Source organism: Blautia sp. DFI.9.10 (genome assembly GCF_024461705.1).
Taxonomy (GTDB): Bacteria; Bacillota; Clostridia; order Lachnospirales; family Lachnospiraceae; genus Blautia_A; species Blautia_A fusiformis.
Window position 1 is genome coordinate 48,155 of sequence record NZ_JANGAA010000002.1, and the last position, 15,624, is coordinate 63,778.

General features: G+C 46.4%; 14 protein-coding genes. 10 read left to right on the forward strand and 4 right to left on the reverse strand.

All coding sequences use genetic code 11. From position 1 onward, the window contains the following. Window position 1: 1 nt before the first annotated feature. Complete coding sequence (locus NE671_RS01365) at window positions 2-1,141, reverse strand: glucose-1-phosphate adenylyltransferase (RefSeq protein WP_256163572.1); 1,140 nt, start codon at window positions 1,139-1,141, stop codon at window positions 2-4. A gap of 356 nt (window positions 1,142-1,497) precedes the next feature. Between NE671_RS01365 and NE671_RS01370 the strand changes: the two genes are divergently transcribed. After that, a complete protein-coding gene (locus tag NE671_RS01370; RefSeq protein ID WP_256163573.1) occupies window positions 1,498-2,151 on the forward strand; it encodes a DUF3786 domain-containing protein in 654 nt (217 codons plus the stop codon). 159 nt (window positions 2,152-2,310) lie between these two features. Beyond that, window positions 2,311-4,737, forward strand: a complete 2,427-nt coding sequence (locus NE671_RS01375) for a two-component system response regulator (protein WP_256163575.1) — start codon at window positions 2,311-2,313, stop codon at window positions 4,735-4,737. A 29-nt stretch (window positions 4,738-4,766) separates the two neighbouring features. Here the strand turns inward: NE671_RS01375 and NE671_RS01380 are convergent, their stop codons facing one another. Next, a complete protein-coding gene (locus tag NE671_RS01380) occupies window positions 4,767-5,561 on the reverse strand; it encodes an ABC transporter permease (protein WP_022426268.1) in 795 nt (264 codons plus the stop codon). Beyond that, on the reverse strand, window positions 5,554-6,321 hold the full coding sequence (locus tag NE671_RS01385; RefSeq protein ID WP_092069257.1) for an ABC transporter ATP-binding protein: 768 nt from the start codon (window positions 6,319-6,321) through the stop codon (window positions 5,554-5,556). The genes NE671_RS01380 and NE671_RS01385 overlap by 8 nt, the downstream gene beginning before the upstream one ends. Before the next feature lie 128 nt (window positions 6,322-6,449). Here NE671_RS01385 and NE671_RS01390 point away from each other — a divergent pair, with 128 nt between their 5' ends. The 7 genes from NE671_RS01390 (at window position 6,450) to NE671_RS01420 (ending at window position 13,816) form a co-directional block, all read left to right on the forward strand. Then, a complete protein-coding gene (locus NE671_RS01390) occupies window positions 6,450-7,115 on the forward strand; it encodes an epoxyqueuosine reductase QueH (protein ID WP_092069260.1) in 666 nt (221 codons plus the stop codon). A 151-nt stretch (window positions 7,116-7,266) separates the two neighbouring features. Then, complete coding sequence (gene argH, locus NE671_RS01395) at window positions 7,267-8,646, forward strand: argininosuccinate lyase (protein ID WP_015525719.1); 1,380 nt, start codon at window positions 7,267-7,269, stop codon at window positions 8,644-8,646. Window positions 8,647-8,739: 93 nt separating this feature from the next. Beyond that, complete coding sequence (asd, locus tag NE671_RS01400; RefSeq protein ID WP_015525720.1) at window positions 8,740-9,825, forward strand: aspartate-semialdehyde dehydrogenase; 1,086 nt, start codon at window positions 8,740-8,742, stop codon at window positions 9,823-9,825. A 99-nt stretch (window positions 9,826-9,924) separates the two neighbouring features. Beyond that, entirely contained in the window at window positions 9,925-10,161 is a 237-nt protein-coding gene (locus NE671_RS01405) for a DUF3343 domain-containing protein (protein ID WP_118752461.1), read from the forward strand. 181 nt (window positions 10,162-10,342) lie between these two features. Continuing rightward, window positions 10,343-11,098: a formate/nitrite transporter family protein gene (locus NE671_RS01410; protein ID WP_256163578.1), complete on the forward strand. Its 756-nt coding sequence runs from the start codon at window positions 10,343-10,345 to the stop codon at window positions 11,096-11,098. 1 nt (window position 11,099) lies between these two features. Further along, window positions 11,100-13,151 (forward strand): DNA topoisomerase, encoded by a 2,052-nt coding sequence (locus NE671_RS01415; protein WP_129975987.1) that lies wholly within the window; start codon window positions 11,100-11,102, stop codon window positions 13,149-13,151. Next, entirely contained in the window at window positions 13,148-13,816 is a 669-nt protein-coding gene (locus NE671_RS01420) for a transferase (protein ID WP_021651109.1), read from the forward strand. The genes NE671_RS01415 and NE671_RS01420 overlap by 4 nt, the downstream gene beginning before the upstream one ends. A 124-nt stretch (window positions 13,817-13,940) precedes the next feature. Here NE671_RS01420 and NE671_RS01425 read toward each other — a convergent pair whose 3' ends face one another. Further along, window positions 13,941-14,678 carry a TraX family protein gene (locus NE671_RS01425; RefSeq protein WP_129975989.1) on the reverse strand — a complete coding sequence of 246 codons (738 nt, stop codon included), beginning with the start codon at window positions 14,676-14,678 and terminating at the stop codon, window positions 13,941-13,943. A 246-nt stretch (window positions 14,679-14,924) separates the two neighbouring features. Between NE671_RS01425 and NE671_RS01430 the strand changes: the two genes are divergently transcribed. Then, window positions 14,925-15,617, forward strand: a complete 693-nt coding sequence (locus NE671_RS01430) for an iron-sulfur cluster assembly scaffold protein (protein WP_015525726.1) — start codon at window positions 14,925-14,927, stop codon at window positions 15,615-15,617. Window positions 15,618-15,624 lie beyond the last annotated feature (7 nt).

The following is a 15,624-nucleotide window of genomic DNA, read 5'->3' on the forward strand; positions in this document are numbered from 1 at the left end:
ATTACTCAGCCCCCTTTACACGTTTTGATACAAGTTCGATGTGCTCACTGTCCTTGGAACCGACATGAGCATTGGCACCGATCACGACTCCGTCTGCAACGAGAGCACGCTGGACAACGGCACCTGCTTCAACAACAACACCCGGCATCAGGACACTGTCGATGATCTTGGCACCAGGACCGACCTTGACGCCTGTGAAAAGTACGGAGTTGGTGATCTCACCTTCTACAACACAGCCCTGAGTAATGAAAGCAGTGTTGATCACAGCTGTATCACAGATATACTGTGGAAGAGAGGTAGCATCCTCAGTGTAGATTTTCCAGGTAGGATCGTTAAGATCCAGTTCACTGTTAGGACTGAGAAGATCCATGTTTGCTTCCCAGAGGGAATCGATGGTTCCTACATCCTTCCAGTAGCCTTTGAACTTGTAGGCGTAGAGTGCCTTGTCCTGTGCAAGGAGTGTAGGGATGATGTCTTTACCGAAATCGTGATTGGAATCCGGATTTTTGATATCTGCCAGCAGGAGCTTGCGCAGAAGCTTCCAGTTGAATATGTAGATACCCATGGAGGCAAGATTGCTCTTCGGGTGTTCCGGTTTCTCTTCAAATTCTACGATGCGGTCATCTTCACCGGTGTTCATGATACCGAAACGGCTGGCTTCCTTCATGGGAACCTCGATAACTGCAATAGTCGCATCTGCCTTATGCTGGATATGGTCATCAAGCATCTTTGCATAATTCATCTTATAGATGTGGTCACCGGAAAGGATCAGAAGGTATTCCGGGTTCTGTGAGTCGATGAAATCAATATTCTGAGAGATCGCATCAGCTGTTCCACGGTATACATCCAGACCGGCATCCGCTTTCTCACGTGGAGGAAGTACATAAACTCCGCTGTCCTTGGCATCAAGGCCCCAGCGGCCACCGGCTGCTACATAGCTGTTCAGTAAAACTGATTCATACTGTGTCAGTACACCTACGACATCAATGCCGCTGTTGGCACAGTTACTGAGCGGAAAATCCACGATACGGTATTTACCGCCATAACCAACGGCTGGCTTGGCAACTTTATTCGTCAACTCGTGAAGACGACTTCCTCTTCCACCGGCCAGGATCATTGCTAACATACTGTTTTGTTTCATGGCGAATCCTCACTTTCATTTCTTGTTTACTGCCAGGTGTCTTTAACCATAAAAACAATAAACTTTGTTAATATTATACACCTTTTAAAAAAGAAAATCCAGTTTTTTGTGCAAAAAAACGTTATTTTTATATTGGGAAATTAGACGGATTTGGGAAAATTGATGGATGATCTGTCGAAAAAAAGAAACGCTTAAGAAGGTTCCGGGATGCTGAAAAAACAGTAACACTGAAAATAGCCGGATTTCGGATACATCGGCGAAGATTCTTGCGGAAAATGTGAAAGCAGTGTATTCTGTAAAAAAAGTCCGGAATACAGCGGAGAAAGGATATCAATATCAGACAGGGAGAAGACAGGATGAAAGAAGAAAGAATTTCCAACTATGTAAAACTATGTGAAGAGTGGGCACAACGCTTTTTGAAGATGGATCAGGCAGATCTGCATAAACGGGTGCCGGAACTGAAGGAAGAAAACGGGTTTCTCACGATCATTCATTTCGGAAGAAGATATGGGGTGAGTCTGGAAGACGGCAGCATCCGGAGCCTGGATGGACAGAGAGAACCGTATACTACGGAGATGCTGAATATTTATACGCTTCTGGGGTATGCGAAAGAGGGGGCTTTTATTATGGATAAGTGGGTCCCTTTTGCAGATCTCAGGAATGCAAGACCATTTGCGCCGGCGTATCAGATCGGAGAGACGGATGTGTTCAGTGCTACATTTTCCGGCCATGAAAAGGAATTGAGGGAGGCGTTTCAGAAACTTGACGGCAGGGAACTGCCCCAGGGTGATGTGGGATATGAGATCAGGGCCTTTGACTGTATGCCTATGAGATTCTTTTTCTGGGAACGGGACGAGGAGTTTGAAGCACAGGGAAATATCCTGTTTGATTACAGTGCCACAGATTTCAATCATGTGGAGAGTGCGGTATCCATAGCAGATTCCGGAATCAAAAGGCTTGCGGAGCTTGCAGGGGTTCCGCTCAGGGGGAAATCTTTTCAGATGCGCTGATAACCGAAATATAATAAAACCAATATGAAAAATAAATAATACGAAAGATAATTGCAGTTATCAGAAAAATCGTATATAATGAAGGAATATTTAAGGATTTTGAGACAGTAACTGTCACGAAGGATCTATGAGAAATTTACGAATCCGGAGGTGATGCTCGTGGGGAAAAATGCATCGGGAATGTATGTCATAGATGAGGATTATAAGATTATCAGCTATAACCTGGCAGCACGTGAGATCTATCCGCAGCTGAAGAGGGGCGAGAAATGCTATCACTGTCTGAGAAACAGAGAAACTCCCTGTGAGATCTGTCCGGTCGTTAACGGGATCAAAGGTCCGAAGAATTATCTGGAACCGGGACGGAATATCCTGCGTTCGGTTGATGCTGTGGAGATTCCGCTGGAATCCGGCGGGACAGGACATGCCCTTGTTTTTTCGGATACAGAGACGAATGATGAGATCAGCAGCGGAATGATGGAGAATCCGCTTCTTATGGGGATCATTAATGTTCTCGGAAAAAATTTTATCAATATCTACTCTGTTGACAGAGAGACTCATAAGGTCCAGGTATGCCGCTTCCAGGGGCAGAGTGGAGCTTATGTGGAGGAGGGACTTCGCAGTGATGAATCCTATGAGAAGATCATGGATATTTATATTGAGAGCAGTGTTGCGGCAGAGGACAGGATCCGGATGCATCAGATGATGGATTTTGAGAAGATATGCCAACGTCTTACAAGGATTCCCCAGTTGATGGTACATTATCGTGTACGCCGAAGCAACGGGAGGATTGAATATTTCTATGTGAAATGTGCCAGGGTAGGAACGGCTGAGGATTTTCAGGCCGTGGTGTTTGCTTTTGCCAATGAGGATATGGATGTACGGTACAGTGAGATGGAGGCCGTACTGGAACCAGGAGGAACAGCATCCGGAAGAAAACTTCTTATTGTAGTGAATGACGAGACGGATCGGAAAGCGCTTACAGAACATCTGGAGGGCAGTTTTGAGGTTATCACTGCGATGAATGAAGCAGAGGGGATGAAGCGTCTGTCTGAGAATTACAAAACCCTTTCTGCAATTCTTCTTGATATGAGTGTGCCGGTATGTGATGAATTTCAGTTTCTGGAGCTGATCCGTGATGATGTGATGCTGACCTCTGTGCCTGTGATCATCATAACCGGAAGTAACCGGTTGGAGGATGAGGTGCGATGTCTGGAACTGGGAGCAGTGGATTTTGTACGGAAACCGTATAATGTCTGTATATTAAAAAGTAAGATCAACAATGTGATCAAGCTGAGAGAGTCCGTGATGGTACTCTCAGCTCTGGAATATGATGATCTTACAGGGCTTTATATCAGACAGGCCTTTTTCCATCATGCAAAGACGCTGATGCGCTTTAATACGAATCAGGATTTTCATGTGGTGGTGGCAGATATAAAGAACTTTAAATGGATCAACGGAACCTATGGAGAGAAGACCGGTGATCAGGTTCTTACCTATCTGGGAGATACGTATAGAAATCAGGTTCGCTATGGGACGGTGGGCAGATATGGAGGAGACCAGTTTGTAGCCATCATATATGGAAAGAAAGAGATCCGTATGACAGATATGGAGAAATTTATCCACAGGGTCGAGAGCGGAGCGCCGATTCCTAATCTGGTGGTCAACTATGGGGTTTATGAGAATGTGGATAAGACACTGCCTTTTACCCTGATCTGTGACAGGGCTTTTCTGGCCATGAAGAGTATCCGGGATGACTATGAGCACCAGATCGCTTTTTATGATGATGAGATGAGACGGAGACATATCCGTAACGGACAGATGGAGAATGCTTTCGTGGAGGCTATACGCAATGAAGAATTCGTAGTCTACCTGCAGCCGAAATACAGTGTGGAGACAGAAGAGATCGTTGGGGCGGAGGCACTGGTGCGCTGGAAGAGAGCGGAAGGAACTATGGTTTCGCCGGGAGAATTTATCCCTCTTTTTGAGAAGGATGGTCTGATCGTACGCCTTGATGAATATGTTTTCCGAAAGGTATGCAGCATCCAGGGGGAACGTATAAGATCAGGGAAAAAGATACTTCCGATTTCGGTGAATCTGTCGCGTGCCAGTATCCATTACGATAATATGATCTGTCGTTATGTGAAGATCGTGGAAGAAAATGGCATTCCGTTTTCTTCTGTTCCCATTGAATTGACAGAAACTGCTACGTTGTATAATGATCGGATCAGTAAGCTCATAGAGAAGATGGTGGATGCAGGATTCGAGCTGCATATGGATGATTTTGGCTCCGGCTATTCATCTATGACAAGCCTGAACCAGTTGCCATTCGACACTCTGAAGCTGGATAAAAGTCTGATCGATTACATAGAGAATTTTCGTGGGCAGCAGGTGATCCGTCATACCATTTCGCTGGCACACAGCCTTGGAATGAAGGTTCTTGCCGAGGGCGTGGAGAAAGCAAAACAGGTGGAGATCCTGCGAAGCCTGAGCTGCGATGAGATTCAGGGCTTTTATTATGCACGGCCTTTGCCGTGGGAAAACTTTGAAACAAAGGTTATAAGAGCAAAAGAGGCGTGTAAAAAATGAGAGATCATTTTTACACGCCCTTTTTACAGCTAATGCTTCCGGACCTGTTTTTCAATAAGATAAAGTGCAAAATACAGCAGCATGGCAATGATGCAGAGGATTACAATGGACATCAGGACCCATGTAAGTCTGAATGTCTGGCTTCCGTAAATGATCAGGTATCCCAGGCCTTTTCGGGCACCGATAAATTCTCCGATGATCACGCCTACCAGACAAAGCCCGATGTTGACCTTCATCACACTCAGGATAAGAGGAACGGAGGAGGGCAGGACGATTTTCAGAAGCTTTTCCTTTTTGTGTCCCCCCAGAGTTTCGATCAGCTTCAGCTTTTCCGGATCTGCCTGGCAGAAACCGGAGTACAGATTGATAACGGAGCCGAAGATGGCTACAGACATGCCGGCGACCACAATGGTACGTTCGTTGGCACCAAGCCATACGATCAGAAGAGGGGCCAGAGCAGATTTCGGGAGACTGTTCAGTACCACCAGACATGGCTCCAGGATCCGTGCGATCCGTCGGGAGCACCAGAGGAGTACTGCGGTTCCTACACCCAGGATCACAACAAAAAAGAAACTGACAAGAGTTTCTGCCAGTGTCACGGCAATATGTGCAAACAGGGACTGATCCCTGCACATGGAAAGAAAGGTCTTTGCGATCAGGGAAGGACTGCTGAAGATAAAGGAATCGATCCATCCAAGATCAGAGGATATTTCCCAAAGTCCCATAAATAGAACAAAAAGAAGTGTCCGTGCAGCCAGGATAATGTGTTTTTCTTTTTTCTGCCGTGCAAGATATTGTTTCTGCTGTCTGGAAATTTCAGGCATTTTCATTGAGCTCCTTCCATATGATGTTAAAATATTTCTTAAAATCCGGAGCATTTCTGGAGGAGAGGGGAGTGCGGTCGCTGATATCCAGATCGATATCAATGATCTTTCGTACAGTGGCAGGACGTGCAGAAAGGATCAGTACCCGGTCGGCCATACTGATGGCTTCGGAGATGTCATGAGTGACCAGGATCGCAGGCTTGCCGGAGCTTTTGAGGATTTTTCCGATATCATCACTGACATTTAAGCGGGTCTGGTAATCCAGAGCGGAAAATGGTTCGTCCAGAAGAAGGAGCTCCGGTTCCAGCACCAGGGTCCGGATCAGAGCGGCACGTTGGCGCATACCGCCGGAAAGCTGGGAAGGGCGGGCATCACGGAAACGGTCCAGACCGTAGGTCTGAAGAAGGGCTTCTGCATGTGCCAGCTTTTCAGGTGTGAGCTCTTTCCGGATCTCCAGGCCGAGAAGGATGTTTTTGTAGATGCTCCGCCATTCCAGAAGATGATCCTTCTGGAGCATATATCCTACAGCGGCACTGCCGGAGGATACCGGCCGGCCTCCCAGAGTAATGGAACCGTGTTCCGGAGTGAGCAGGCCGGCAATGAGATTCAGAAGAGTGGATTTTCCGCATCCGGAAGGTCCTACAATGGACAGGAATTCACCGGGCATCAGGTCAAAGGATATATGAGAAAGGGCGGGTGTCTCACCGGACAATGTGTGATAGGAGAGACACACGTCCCGCACTTTCAGGACAGGATTCATGGATGTTGCCTCCTTTTCGTAGATAATGGTATAATATTATCATATGTCTGAAACATGAGAAGGCCAATGGCAGAGAGCATACTTTGATGTCTGCCTGAAAACAGTCATAGAGAAAGGAATTACAAACATTGAACAAGAGAAACTACCAGAAAGAACTGGATAAACTGATTGAAAGAAACCAGAAAGAAGGGAAAACCCCCAGACTTTTTCTGCATGCCTGCTGTGCGCCATGCAGCAGCTATGTGATGGAATATCTGTCGCAGTATTTTGAAATCACGATATTTTTTTATAATCCCAATATCGCACCGGTGGAGGAATATTCACACCGCGTGGCTGAGATCCGCCGCCTGATCGGGGAGATGGAATTTGTCCATCCGGTAACTCTTATGGAGGGCCGGTATGACCCGAAGGAATTTTATGAGATGGCAAAAGGCCTGGAAGATGTTCCGGAAGGAGGAGAGAGGTGCTTTCGGTGTTACCGCCTGCGGATGGAAGAGGCGGCAAAGCTGGCGAAGGAGGGCGGATATGATTATTTCACCACAACCTTAAGTATCAGTCCGCTGAAAAATGCACAGAAGATCAATGAGATTGGCGAGGAGCTGGCAGAAATCTATAAAGTGCCACATCTGACTTCGGATTTTAAGAAAAAGAATGGCTACAAGCGTTCTATTGAACTGTCTCATGAGCATGCTCTGTACCGGCAGAATTACTGCGGCTGTGTATTTTCAAAGAAAGAAGCCATGGACAGAGAACGGCTGGTTACTGAGAACCGAGTGAACAGTAACAACGGCTGAAGACAGCAAACGTATAATTATGAAAAACTTTGCATTTTTATAAAAATATGTTACACTAACACAGAAAAGTGCAGACGTCCGGGAGACGGAGCTCGTGTATGTCCGGAGAAGACAGTTCTGCCGCAAAAAAGAAAAGTGAGGAAGAATCAATATGGCACAGTTATGGGGAGGCCGTTTTACAAAAGAAACGGACAAGCTGGTTTACAATTTTAACGCATCCATTTCCTTTGATCAAAAATTTTACAGACAGGATATCCGTGGAAGCAAGGCACATGTTGCCATGCTTGCAAAACAGGGGATCCTGACAGAGGAAGAAAAGGAGCAGATCACAGAAGGACTGGACGGTATCCTTGCAGACGTGGAAGCAGGCAAGCTGGAGATCACAGCGGAGTATGAGGATATCCACAGCTTCGTGGAGGCAAACCTGATCGACCGTATCGGAGATGCCGGAAAGAAGCTTCACACAGGAAGAAGCCGTAATGACCAGGTAGCTCTGGATATGAAGCTTTATGTCCGCGACGAGATCGATGAGACAGATAAGGAGCTGAAGGACCTTCTTCTTGCCCTGCAGAAGATCATGGAAGAGAATGTTCACACCTATATGCCGGGATTTACCCACCTTCAGAAGGCACAGCCGGTAACTCTGGCACACCATGTAGGCGCATATTTTGAGATGTTCCGCAGAGACCGTGACAGACTTTTTGATATCCGTAAGAGAATGAATACCTGTCCGCTTGGAGCGGGAGCACTGGCAGGAACCACTTATCCGCTGGATCGTGCCTATACTGCAGAGCTTCTCGGCTTTGATGCACCAACCAGAAACAGTATGGATTCCGTATCTGACAGAGATTATGTCATCGAGCTTCTCAGTGCATTTTCTACGATCATGATGCATCTGAGCCGTTTTTCAGAGGAGATTATTCTGTGGAATTCCAATGAGTACCGTTTCGTTGAGATCGATGACGCATACAGCACAGGCAGCAGTATCATGCCGCAGAAGAAGAATCCGGATATCGCAGAGCTTGTCCGTGGAAAAACAGGCCGTGTTTACGGAGCGCTGACATCTATTCTCACAACCATGAAGGGAATCCCGCTTGCATACAACAAAGATATGCAGGAAGACAAGGAGCTGACCTTTGATGCCATCGACACCGTAAAAGGCTGTATCGCCCTGTTTACCGGCATGGTTTCCACTATGCAGTTCAACAAAGCCAACATGGAGGCAAGTGCAAAGAGAGGCTTTACAAACGCCACAGACGCAGCAGACTATCTGGTTAACCACGGTGTACCGTTCCGTGATGCTCACGGCATCGTCGGAAGACTGGTCCTTCTCTGTCTGGATAAGGGAATCTCTCTGGATGAGCTTCCGCTTTCCGAGTACAAAGAGATCAGTCCTGTGTTTGAGGAGGACATCTATGAAGCCATCAGTATGAAGACCTGCGTGGAAAAACGTGTGACTCTGGGAGCGCCGGGACCGGACGTGATGGAGCAGGTGATCGCTCAGAATAAAGAATATCTTGAAAAAAATTAAGATAATGCTTGCATTTTAGGAAAAATTGGTATAGTATTTACAGAAAAGACAAATGTGTGCCATGGAGGGACACAAGATGAGGAGAGTTTTATTATGAGTGAAAAGCTTAAAGTCGGTATTTTAGGTGCAACTGGAATGGTTGGTCAGAGATTCATTTCTCTTCTGGAGAATCACCCGTGGTTTGAGGTGGTTACTGTAGCGGCAAGCCCGAGAAGCGCAGGCAAGACCTACGAGGAGGCTGTAGGCGGCAGATGGAAAATGGATACTCCGATGCCGGAGGCAGTAAAGAAGCTGGTTGTTATGGATATCCACGAGGTTGAGAAGGTTGCAGCTACGGTTGACTTTGTATTTTCCGCAGTTGATATGACTAAGGATGAGATCAAGGCGATCGAGGAAGAATATGCAAAGACAGAGACACCGGTTGTGTCCAACAACAGCGCACACCGCTGGACACCGGACGTTCCGATGGTAGTTCCGGAAATCAATCCGGAGCACTTCGAGGTTATCGAATTCCAGAAGAAACGTCTCGGAACAAAACGCGGCTTTGTAGCTGTTAAACCGAACTGCTCTATCCAGAGCTACGCTCCGGTACTTACCGCATGGAAAGAGTTCGAGCCGTATGAAGTAGTTGCCACTACATACCAGGCTATTTCCGGAGCAGGAAAAACCTTCAAGGACTGGCCGGAGATGGAGCACAACATCATTCCGTACATCGGTGGTGAGGAAGAGAAGAGTGAGAAGGAGCCATTAAGACTCTGGGGCAAGATCGAGGACGGCGTGATCGTTCCGGCTACCACACCTGTCATCACATGCCAGTGTGTACGTGTTCCGGTCCTCAACGGACATACAGCAGCTGTATTCGTTAAATTCCGCAAGAAACCTACCAAAGAGCAGCTGATCCAGAAGCTGGTTGAGTTTAAAGGACTTCCGCAGGAACTTGAGCTTCCAAGCGCTCCGAAGCAGTTCATCCAGTATCTTGAGGAGGACAACCGTCCGCAGGTACAGATGGATGTAAACTATGAGAATGGAATGGGAGTATCTGTAGGACGTCTTCGTGAGGATACTGTTTATGATTACAAGTTCATCGGACTTTCCCATAACACAGTAAGAGGTGCCGCAGGCGGAGCAGTTCTCTGTGCAGAAACTCTGAAAGCGAAAGGATATATCCAGGCTAAATAAGAACTGGATCCTTTACAGGAAATAAAGAAAATTATCAGAAACGGGATATCGGTTTTTTCGGTGTCCTGTTTTTGCGTATGTGGAAGGAACAAAGGAGATATGCGCAGAAAAGTAATTACTACAGTTGTGACATTTTCCACAACCACGGCTGCCATGAAAATGGAAAAAACGGCCAGGGAATCTGAATTTCCGGGAAGGCTGATCCCGATCCCTTCAGAGATCAGTGCCCAGTGCGGACTGGCATGGAAATGCGTGGAGCAATCAGAGGAGGAAACAGAAAATTTCCTGAAAAAAAAGGAACTGGCCTGGGATGGCATCTATCGTGTTCTGGTATAAAACGGATATTGTTTGTTGTATGTAACAAAACGGAAATTTTTGAAAATTTTCGCATTTTTATTGTTAAATAATTAGTAAAGTGTTACAATATAACAAGCAGATTTCCGGAAAGCGTGTTGCTGTGAACAAAGAAGCAGCAACAAAGTGCCACGCTTGCTAAAAATATGTGGAGGTGCTATTTATGAACAGGGAGGATGTAGAGAAACTGTCAACCGCTGCGACGGGTAAGATAAACTTACTGAACAGCAATTTCGGAAAATACTTTATGCGGGCGATCATGGCCGGATTTTTTATTGATGTGGCGATGATCTACTGTAACGTTGTTGGAAATGTATTTTCCAAGACATTCCCGGAATGGGGGAAATTCCTTGGAGCCATCGTGTTCTCTATTGCGGTCCTGCTGATCGTAATGGTAGGAGGAGAGCTGTTTACCGGTAACAATCTGGTAATGGCTTTTGGTGCGTATGACAAGAGCGTATCATGGAAAGACGTTGGAAAGGTCTGGGGAATCAGTTACATCGGCAATTTTGTGGGATGCCTGATCCTGGCGCTGATCTTTGCAGGTGCCGGAGCGTCCGGTACAGCAGATTATTTTGCCGGATTTATAAACGGAAAACTGAGTATTCCGGCAGGACAGATGTTTTTCCGTGCGGTACTTTGCAATTTCTTCGTCTGTCTTGCTGTTCTCTGCGGCATTAAGCTGAAGAGTGAGTCAGGCAAGTTCCTGATGATCGTGATCTGTATTTCAGGTTTCGTTGTCAGCGGATTTGAGCATTGTATTGCAAATATGGGTATTTTTACAGTTGCATTCTGTATGGTGCCAGGATTGTCTGTCGGCGCTATGCTTAAAAGCATGGTGATCGTAACACTGGGAAATATAGTTGGCGGAGCTGTGCTTCTGGCATGGCCGCTTAGAAAGATGAGTGCAGATAAATAGTATGGCAAAGGCTTTATACATAGCGGAGAAGCCCAGCGTGGCACAGGAATTTGCGAAGGCTTTGAAGATCAACGGTCAGAGAAAAGACGGATATCTGGAATCTGATGATTCTGTGGTAACCTGGTGTGTAGGACACCTGGTTACCATGAGCTATCCCGAAAAATATGATATCAAGTTTAAAAGGTGGAGTTTTGATACCCTGCCTTTTTTGCCGCGCGAATTTAAATATGAAGTGATCCCCGGGGTCAAAAAGCAGTTCGAGATCGTAAAAGGACTGCTGAACCGGCCGGATGTGGATACCATTTATGTGTGTACCGACTCCGGACGTGAGGGTGAATATATCTACCGTCTGGTAGCCCAGATGGCAGGAGTAAAGGGGAAAGTCCAGAAACGTGTGTGGATCGATTCCCAGACAGAGGAAGAGATCTTAAGAGGGATCCGTGAAGCGAAGGATATCTCGGAGTATGATAATCTGGCAGCATCTGCGTATCTCCGCGCAAAGGAAGATTATCTTATGGGAATCAATTTTTCCAGAGTTCTGACCTTGCGCTACGGAAGCAGTGTCACCAATTATCTCCATTCCAAATATCAGGCCATTGCAGTTGGGCGTGTGATGACCTGTGTTCTTGGCATGGTGGTGCGGAGAGAACGGGAGATCCGTGTCTTTGTGAAGACACCGTTTTACCGTGTCCTTGGCAGCATTGGACTTGCAGGCGAAAATTTTGACGGTGAATGGAGAGCTGTGGAAGGCAGCCGGTATTTCCAGTCCCCGTATCTTTATAAAGAAAACGGCTTCAGGAAAAAAGAGCATGCACAGATGCTGATCGATCAGCTGATGGTGAACCAGCCCCTTTCCTGTATTGTGGAAAAGGTGGAACGAAAAAAAGAAAACAAAAATCCGCCGCTTCTTTTTAACCTGGCGGAGCTTCAGAATGTGTGCTCAAAGCTGTTTAAGATCAGTCCGGACGAGACACTCCGGATCGTACAGGAGCTTTATGAGAAGAAGCTGGTGACTTATCCGAGAACGGATGCCAGAGTTCTTTCCACGGCAGTGGCCAAGGAGATATACAAGAATATATCCGGTCTTCGAAATTATCAGCAGGCCGGTGCTGCGGCGGCAGAGGTTTTGGGGATGGAATCCTGGAAAAGCATTGCAAAGACCAGATATGTGAATGACAAGCAGATCACAGACCATTATGCGATCATTCCTACCGGTCAGGGATTGAATGCGCTGGGAAGCGTGTCTCTTACTGCGCAGCGTGTGTACGAGACTATTGTACGGAGATTTTTGTGTATTTTTTATCCGCCGGCCGTTTATCAGAAGGTGAGTCTTGTGACGAAGCTGGACGGCGAGGCATTCTTTTCATCCTTTAAGGTTCTCAAAGAAGAAGGCTATCTGAAGATCGCCACCAATTCTTTTTCGCGGAAAAGGGCTTCAGACAGTGAGAAAAACGGAAATGGAGAGGAAGACGAGGTTTCCTGTGATACTGTGCTCCTGGAGGCGTTGCAGAAGCTGAAAAAGGGTGATATACTTCCTGTGAACGGTTTGAGTATCAAGGAGGGTGAGACTTCACCGCCCAAACGATACAATTCCGGTTCCATGATCCTTGCCATGGAAAATGCAGGACAGCTGATCGAGGATGAGGAGCTTCGAGCCCAGATCAAGGGAAGCGGGATCGGCACCAGTGCTACCCGTGCCGAGATCCTGAAGAAGCTTTTTAACATCAAATATCTGGCACTGAACAAAAAGACCCAGGTGATCACTCCAACGCTGCTTGGGGAAATGATCTTTGATGTGGTAAATTGTTCTATCCGGCAGCTTCTGAACCCGGAGCTTACGGCAAGCTGGGAAAAGGGGCTCACCTATGTGGCAGAGGGCAGCATCACGGAACAGGAATATATGGACAAGCTGGAGCATTTTGTGCGGGTACGTACCCGGCAGGTGGAGGCAAGCAATTATCAGTATAACCTGCGGCAGTTTTTTGATGTGGCCGCTGTAAACTACAGGAAGCCGGAGCGAGCTTCCAGACAGGGAGGAAAGAGATCATCATGATGAAAGATTTTACTATCAGCAATATGCTGGATCTGAATGAGACCATTGCAGCAGAGCTTTTTGAGGGAAAAACCTATCCGTGGGAGGTTCTTCCGGAGATCGGAGATTTCATTATTAAGCTTGGAAAAACACTGGATCCTTCTGAATATGAGGAGAAGGGCGAAAATGTATGGATCGCAAGATCCGCTACAGTTGCGCCGACTGCAAGTATCACCGGACCGGCTATCATTGGCAGAGACGCCGAGGTGCGCCACTGTGCATTTATCCGCGGCAAGGCTATCGTTGGTGAGGGCGCAGTTGTGGGAAATTCCACAGAGCTTAAGAATGCAGTGCTGTTTAACAAGGTTCAGGTTCCTCATTATAATTATGTTGGAGATGCTGTGCTGGGATATAAGTCCCACATGGGTGCCGGATCGATCTGTTCCAACGTAAAATCAGACAAGAAGCTGGTTGTCGTAAAAGACGGGGATGAAAAGATCGAAACCGGTCTTAAGAAATTCGGAGCGATGCTCGGGGATCATGTTGAAGTCGGATGCGGTTCTGTGCTGAATCCCGGTACTGTGATCGGACGGAATTCCAATATTTACCCGCTGTCACCGGTACGTGGATGTGTTCCGGCGGATTCCATTTATAAAAATGCAAAAGAGATCGTAAAGAAAAAATAAGAAACAGATTCTTCTGGACACGCATTTAAGCTGCACTTTTGAGAAAGTGCAGCTTTTTTTTGATGGGGTGATGGATGCAACAGTATTGGTCGTGGAAGGATGAACCGACCGGGAGCGGGCGGGATTAAGATAAAAACAAAAGCTGTCGAAGTATGACCAGTCCTATAATATGGACTGGGTAAAACCAGTAAAAGAAATATTTTGCTGATTTTCCGCGGATGAAGCCTCTTTTTCCATTGTACAGGTTAATGGACAGAAAGGCAAAGGAGGCTCTCCATTCATAGTAAAGCCAGCAGCTTCCGAGGATTGCCTGGCCTGGCTTATCGTTTCGCATATAGTACATGATCAGCAGGAAGATATACCCCCGCCATCCATAGTCTGCTTTCAGAAAAATGGAAACAACAAGCAGTCCCAGGATGCAGAGAAACTGCATCGAAGGTCTGGTCTGGAAATATTCGATGGCACAAAAGGCCAGATATCCGAGGAAAAGCGTGAAAAACACATTTTGTCTTTCGTAACGCAGCGTATTTGTAAACATCAGATTCCACGGAATTTCTGAAAGCAGCGCAAAAAGAAGGAGATTTCTTCCATAGAGGAACCGGCTCCGTGTATGCCGGAAGCCTTCCAGCAGGAGAAAACAGAAGATGGGAAAAGCAGCTCTTCCGATATCGCGGAAAATAAGATATACAGTATATTCTCTGCCGAAAAGTGTAAACAGGATTTTCTGTGCGGGCTGATACATACTGAGTAGCACAGCTCCGATATGATCGATCAGCATGGTGATGACCGCGATCATCTTCAGAGCGCTTCCGCTGAGAATGCGGTATTTTTCTGGAAAAACAGAATCCACAGATGCATTCATGAAAAATATACCTCCAGGGTTAAACTTGCTAATATATTATCACATACATACAGCAGTTGCCAGAAATATTTGACAGTTAGGCATGCAATACTGCCGGAATAACTACCAATATTATGCGTTTTATGGCAAAATTTTATCAAATATGACTGGACGAAACAAAGGTTTTGTGAGAAAATAGCCATAGGGTGTTATCGAACTTTTTTTCTCAATAACATCGGTCAATCTATACTTGAAAGGAGTTTTAAAATGATTTATTCACGCGAAGTAGAAGAAATGTGTCCAGTGGCACAGGGCGTACATCATGGTGCCGCTCCGATCCCGGAAGAAGCAAAATGGGTTCAGGCAAAAGAAGTAAAGGATATCTCCGGATTTACACACGGTGTTGGCTGGTGTGCTCCGCAGCAGGGTGCTTGTAAGCTTTCCCTTAACGTTAAAGAGGGAATCATCCAGGAGGCACTTGTTGAGACAATCGGATGTTCAGGAATGACTCACTCTGCAGCTATGGCTTCTGAGATCCTTCCAGGACTTACCGTTATGGAGGCACTGAACACAGACCTTGTATGTGATGCAATCAATACAGCTATGAGAGAGCTTTTCCTTCAGATCGTTTACGGACGTTCCCAGTCTGCATTCTCCGAGGACGGACTTGCAGTAGGCGCTGGTCTTGAGGACCTTGGAAAAGGACTTCGTTCTCAGGTTGGTACAATGTATGGAACTCTGAAAAAAGGACCTCGTTACCTTGAGATGGCTGAGGGTTATGTTACAGGTATCGCTCTTGACGAGAACGATGAGATCATCGGATATCAGTTCGTAAGCCTTGGAAAAATGACTGACTTCATTAAGAAAGGTGATGACCCGAACACAGCATGGGAGAAAGCAAAAGGTCAGTACGGCCGTGTTGCAGATGCTGTTAAGATCATCGACCCAAGAAAAGAGTAATTACACT

Excerpts from the sequence above, each read along its gene's own strand:
- NE671_RS01365 (WP_256163572.1), bottom strand. The coding sequence starts at position 1,141 with ATGAAACAAAACAGTATGTTAGCAATGATCCTGGCCGGTGGAAGAGGA.
- NE671_RS01370 (WP_256163573.1), top strand. The coding sequence starts at position 1,498 with ATGAAAGAAGAAAGAATTTCCAACTATGTAAAACTATGTGAAGAGTGG.
- NE671_RS01380 (WP_022426268.1), bottom strand. The coding sequence starts at position 5,561 with ATGCCTGAAATTTCCAGACAGCAGAAACAATATCTTGCACGGCAGAAA.
- NE671_RS01385 (WP_092069257.1), bottom strand. The coding sequence starts at position 6,321 with ATGAATCCTGTCCTGAAAGTGCGGGACGTGTGTCTCTCCTATCACACA.
- argH (WP_015525719.1), top strand. The coding sequence starts at position 7,267 with ATGGCACAGTTATGGGGAGGCCGTTTTACAAAAGAAACGGACAAGCTG.
- asd (WP_015525720.1), top strand. The coding sequence starts at position 8,740 with ATGAGTGAAAAGCTTAAAGTCGGTATTTTAGGTGCAACTGGAATGGTT.
- NE671_RS01405 (WP_118752461.1), top strand. The coding sequence starts at position 9,925 with ATGCGCAGAAAAGTAATTACTACAGTTGTGACATTTTCCACAACCACG.
- NE671_RS01410 (WP_256163578.1), top strand. The coding sequence starts at position 10,343 with ATGAACAGGGAGGATGTAGAGAAACTGTCAACCGCTGCGACGGGTAAG.
- NE671_RS01415 (WP_129975987.1), top strand. The coding sequence starts at position 11,100 with ATGGCAAAGGCTTTATACATAGCGGAGAAGCCCAGCGTGGCACAGGAA.
- NE671_RS01420 (WP_021651109.1), top strand. The coding sequence starts at position 13,148 with ATGATGAAAGATTTTACTATCAGCAATATGCTGGATCTGAATGAGACC.
- NE671_RS01425 (WP_129975989.1), bottom strand. The coding sequence starts at position 14,678 with ATGAATGCATCTGTGGATTCTGTTTTTCCAGAAAAATACCGCATTCTC.
- NE671_RS01430 (WP_015525726.1), top strand. The coding sequence starts at position 14,925 with ATGATTTATTCACGCGAAGTAGAAGAAATGTGTCCAGTGGCACAGGGC.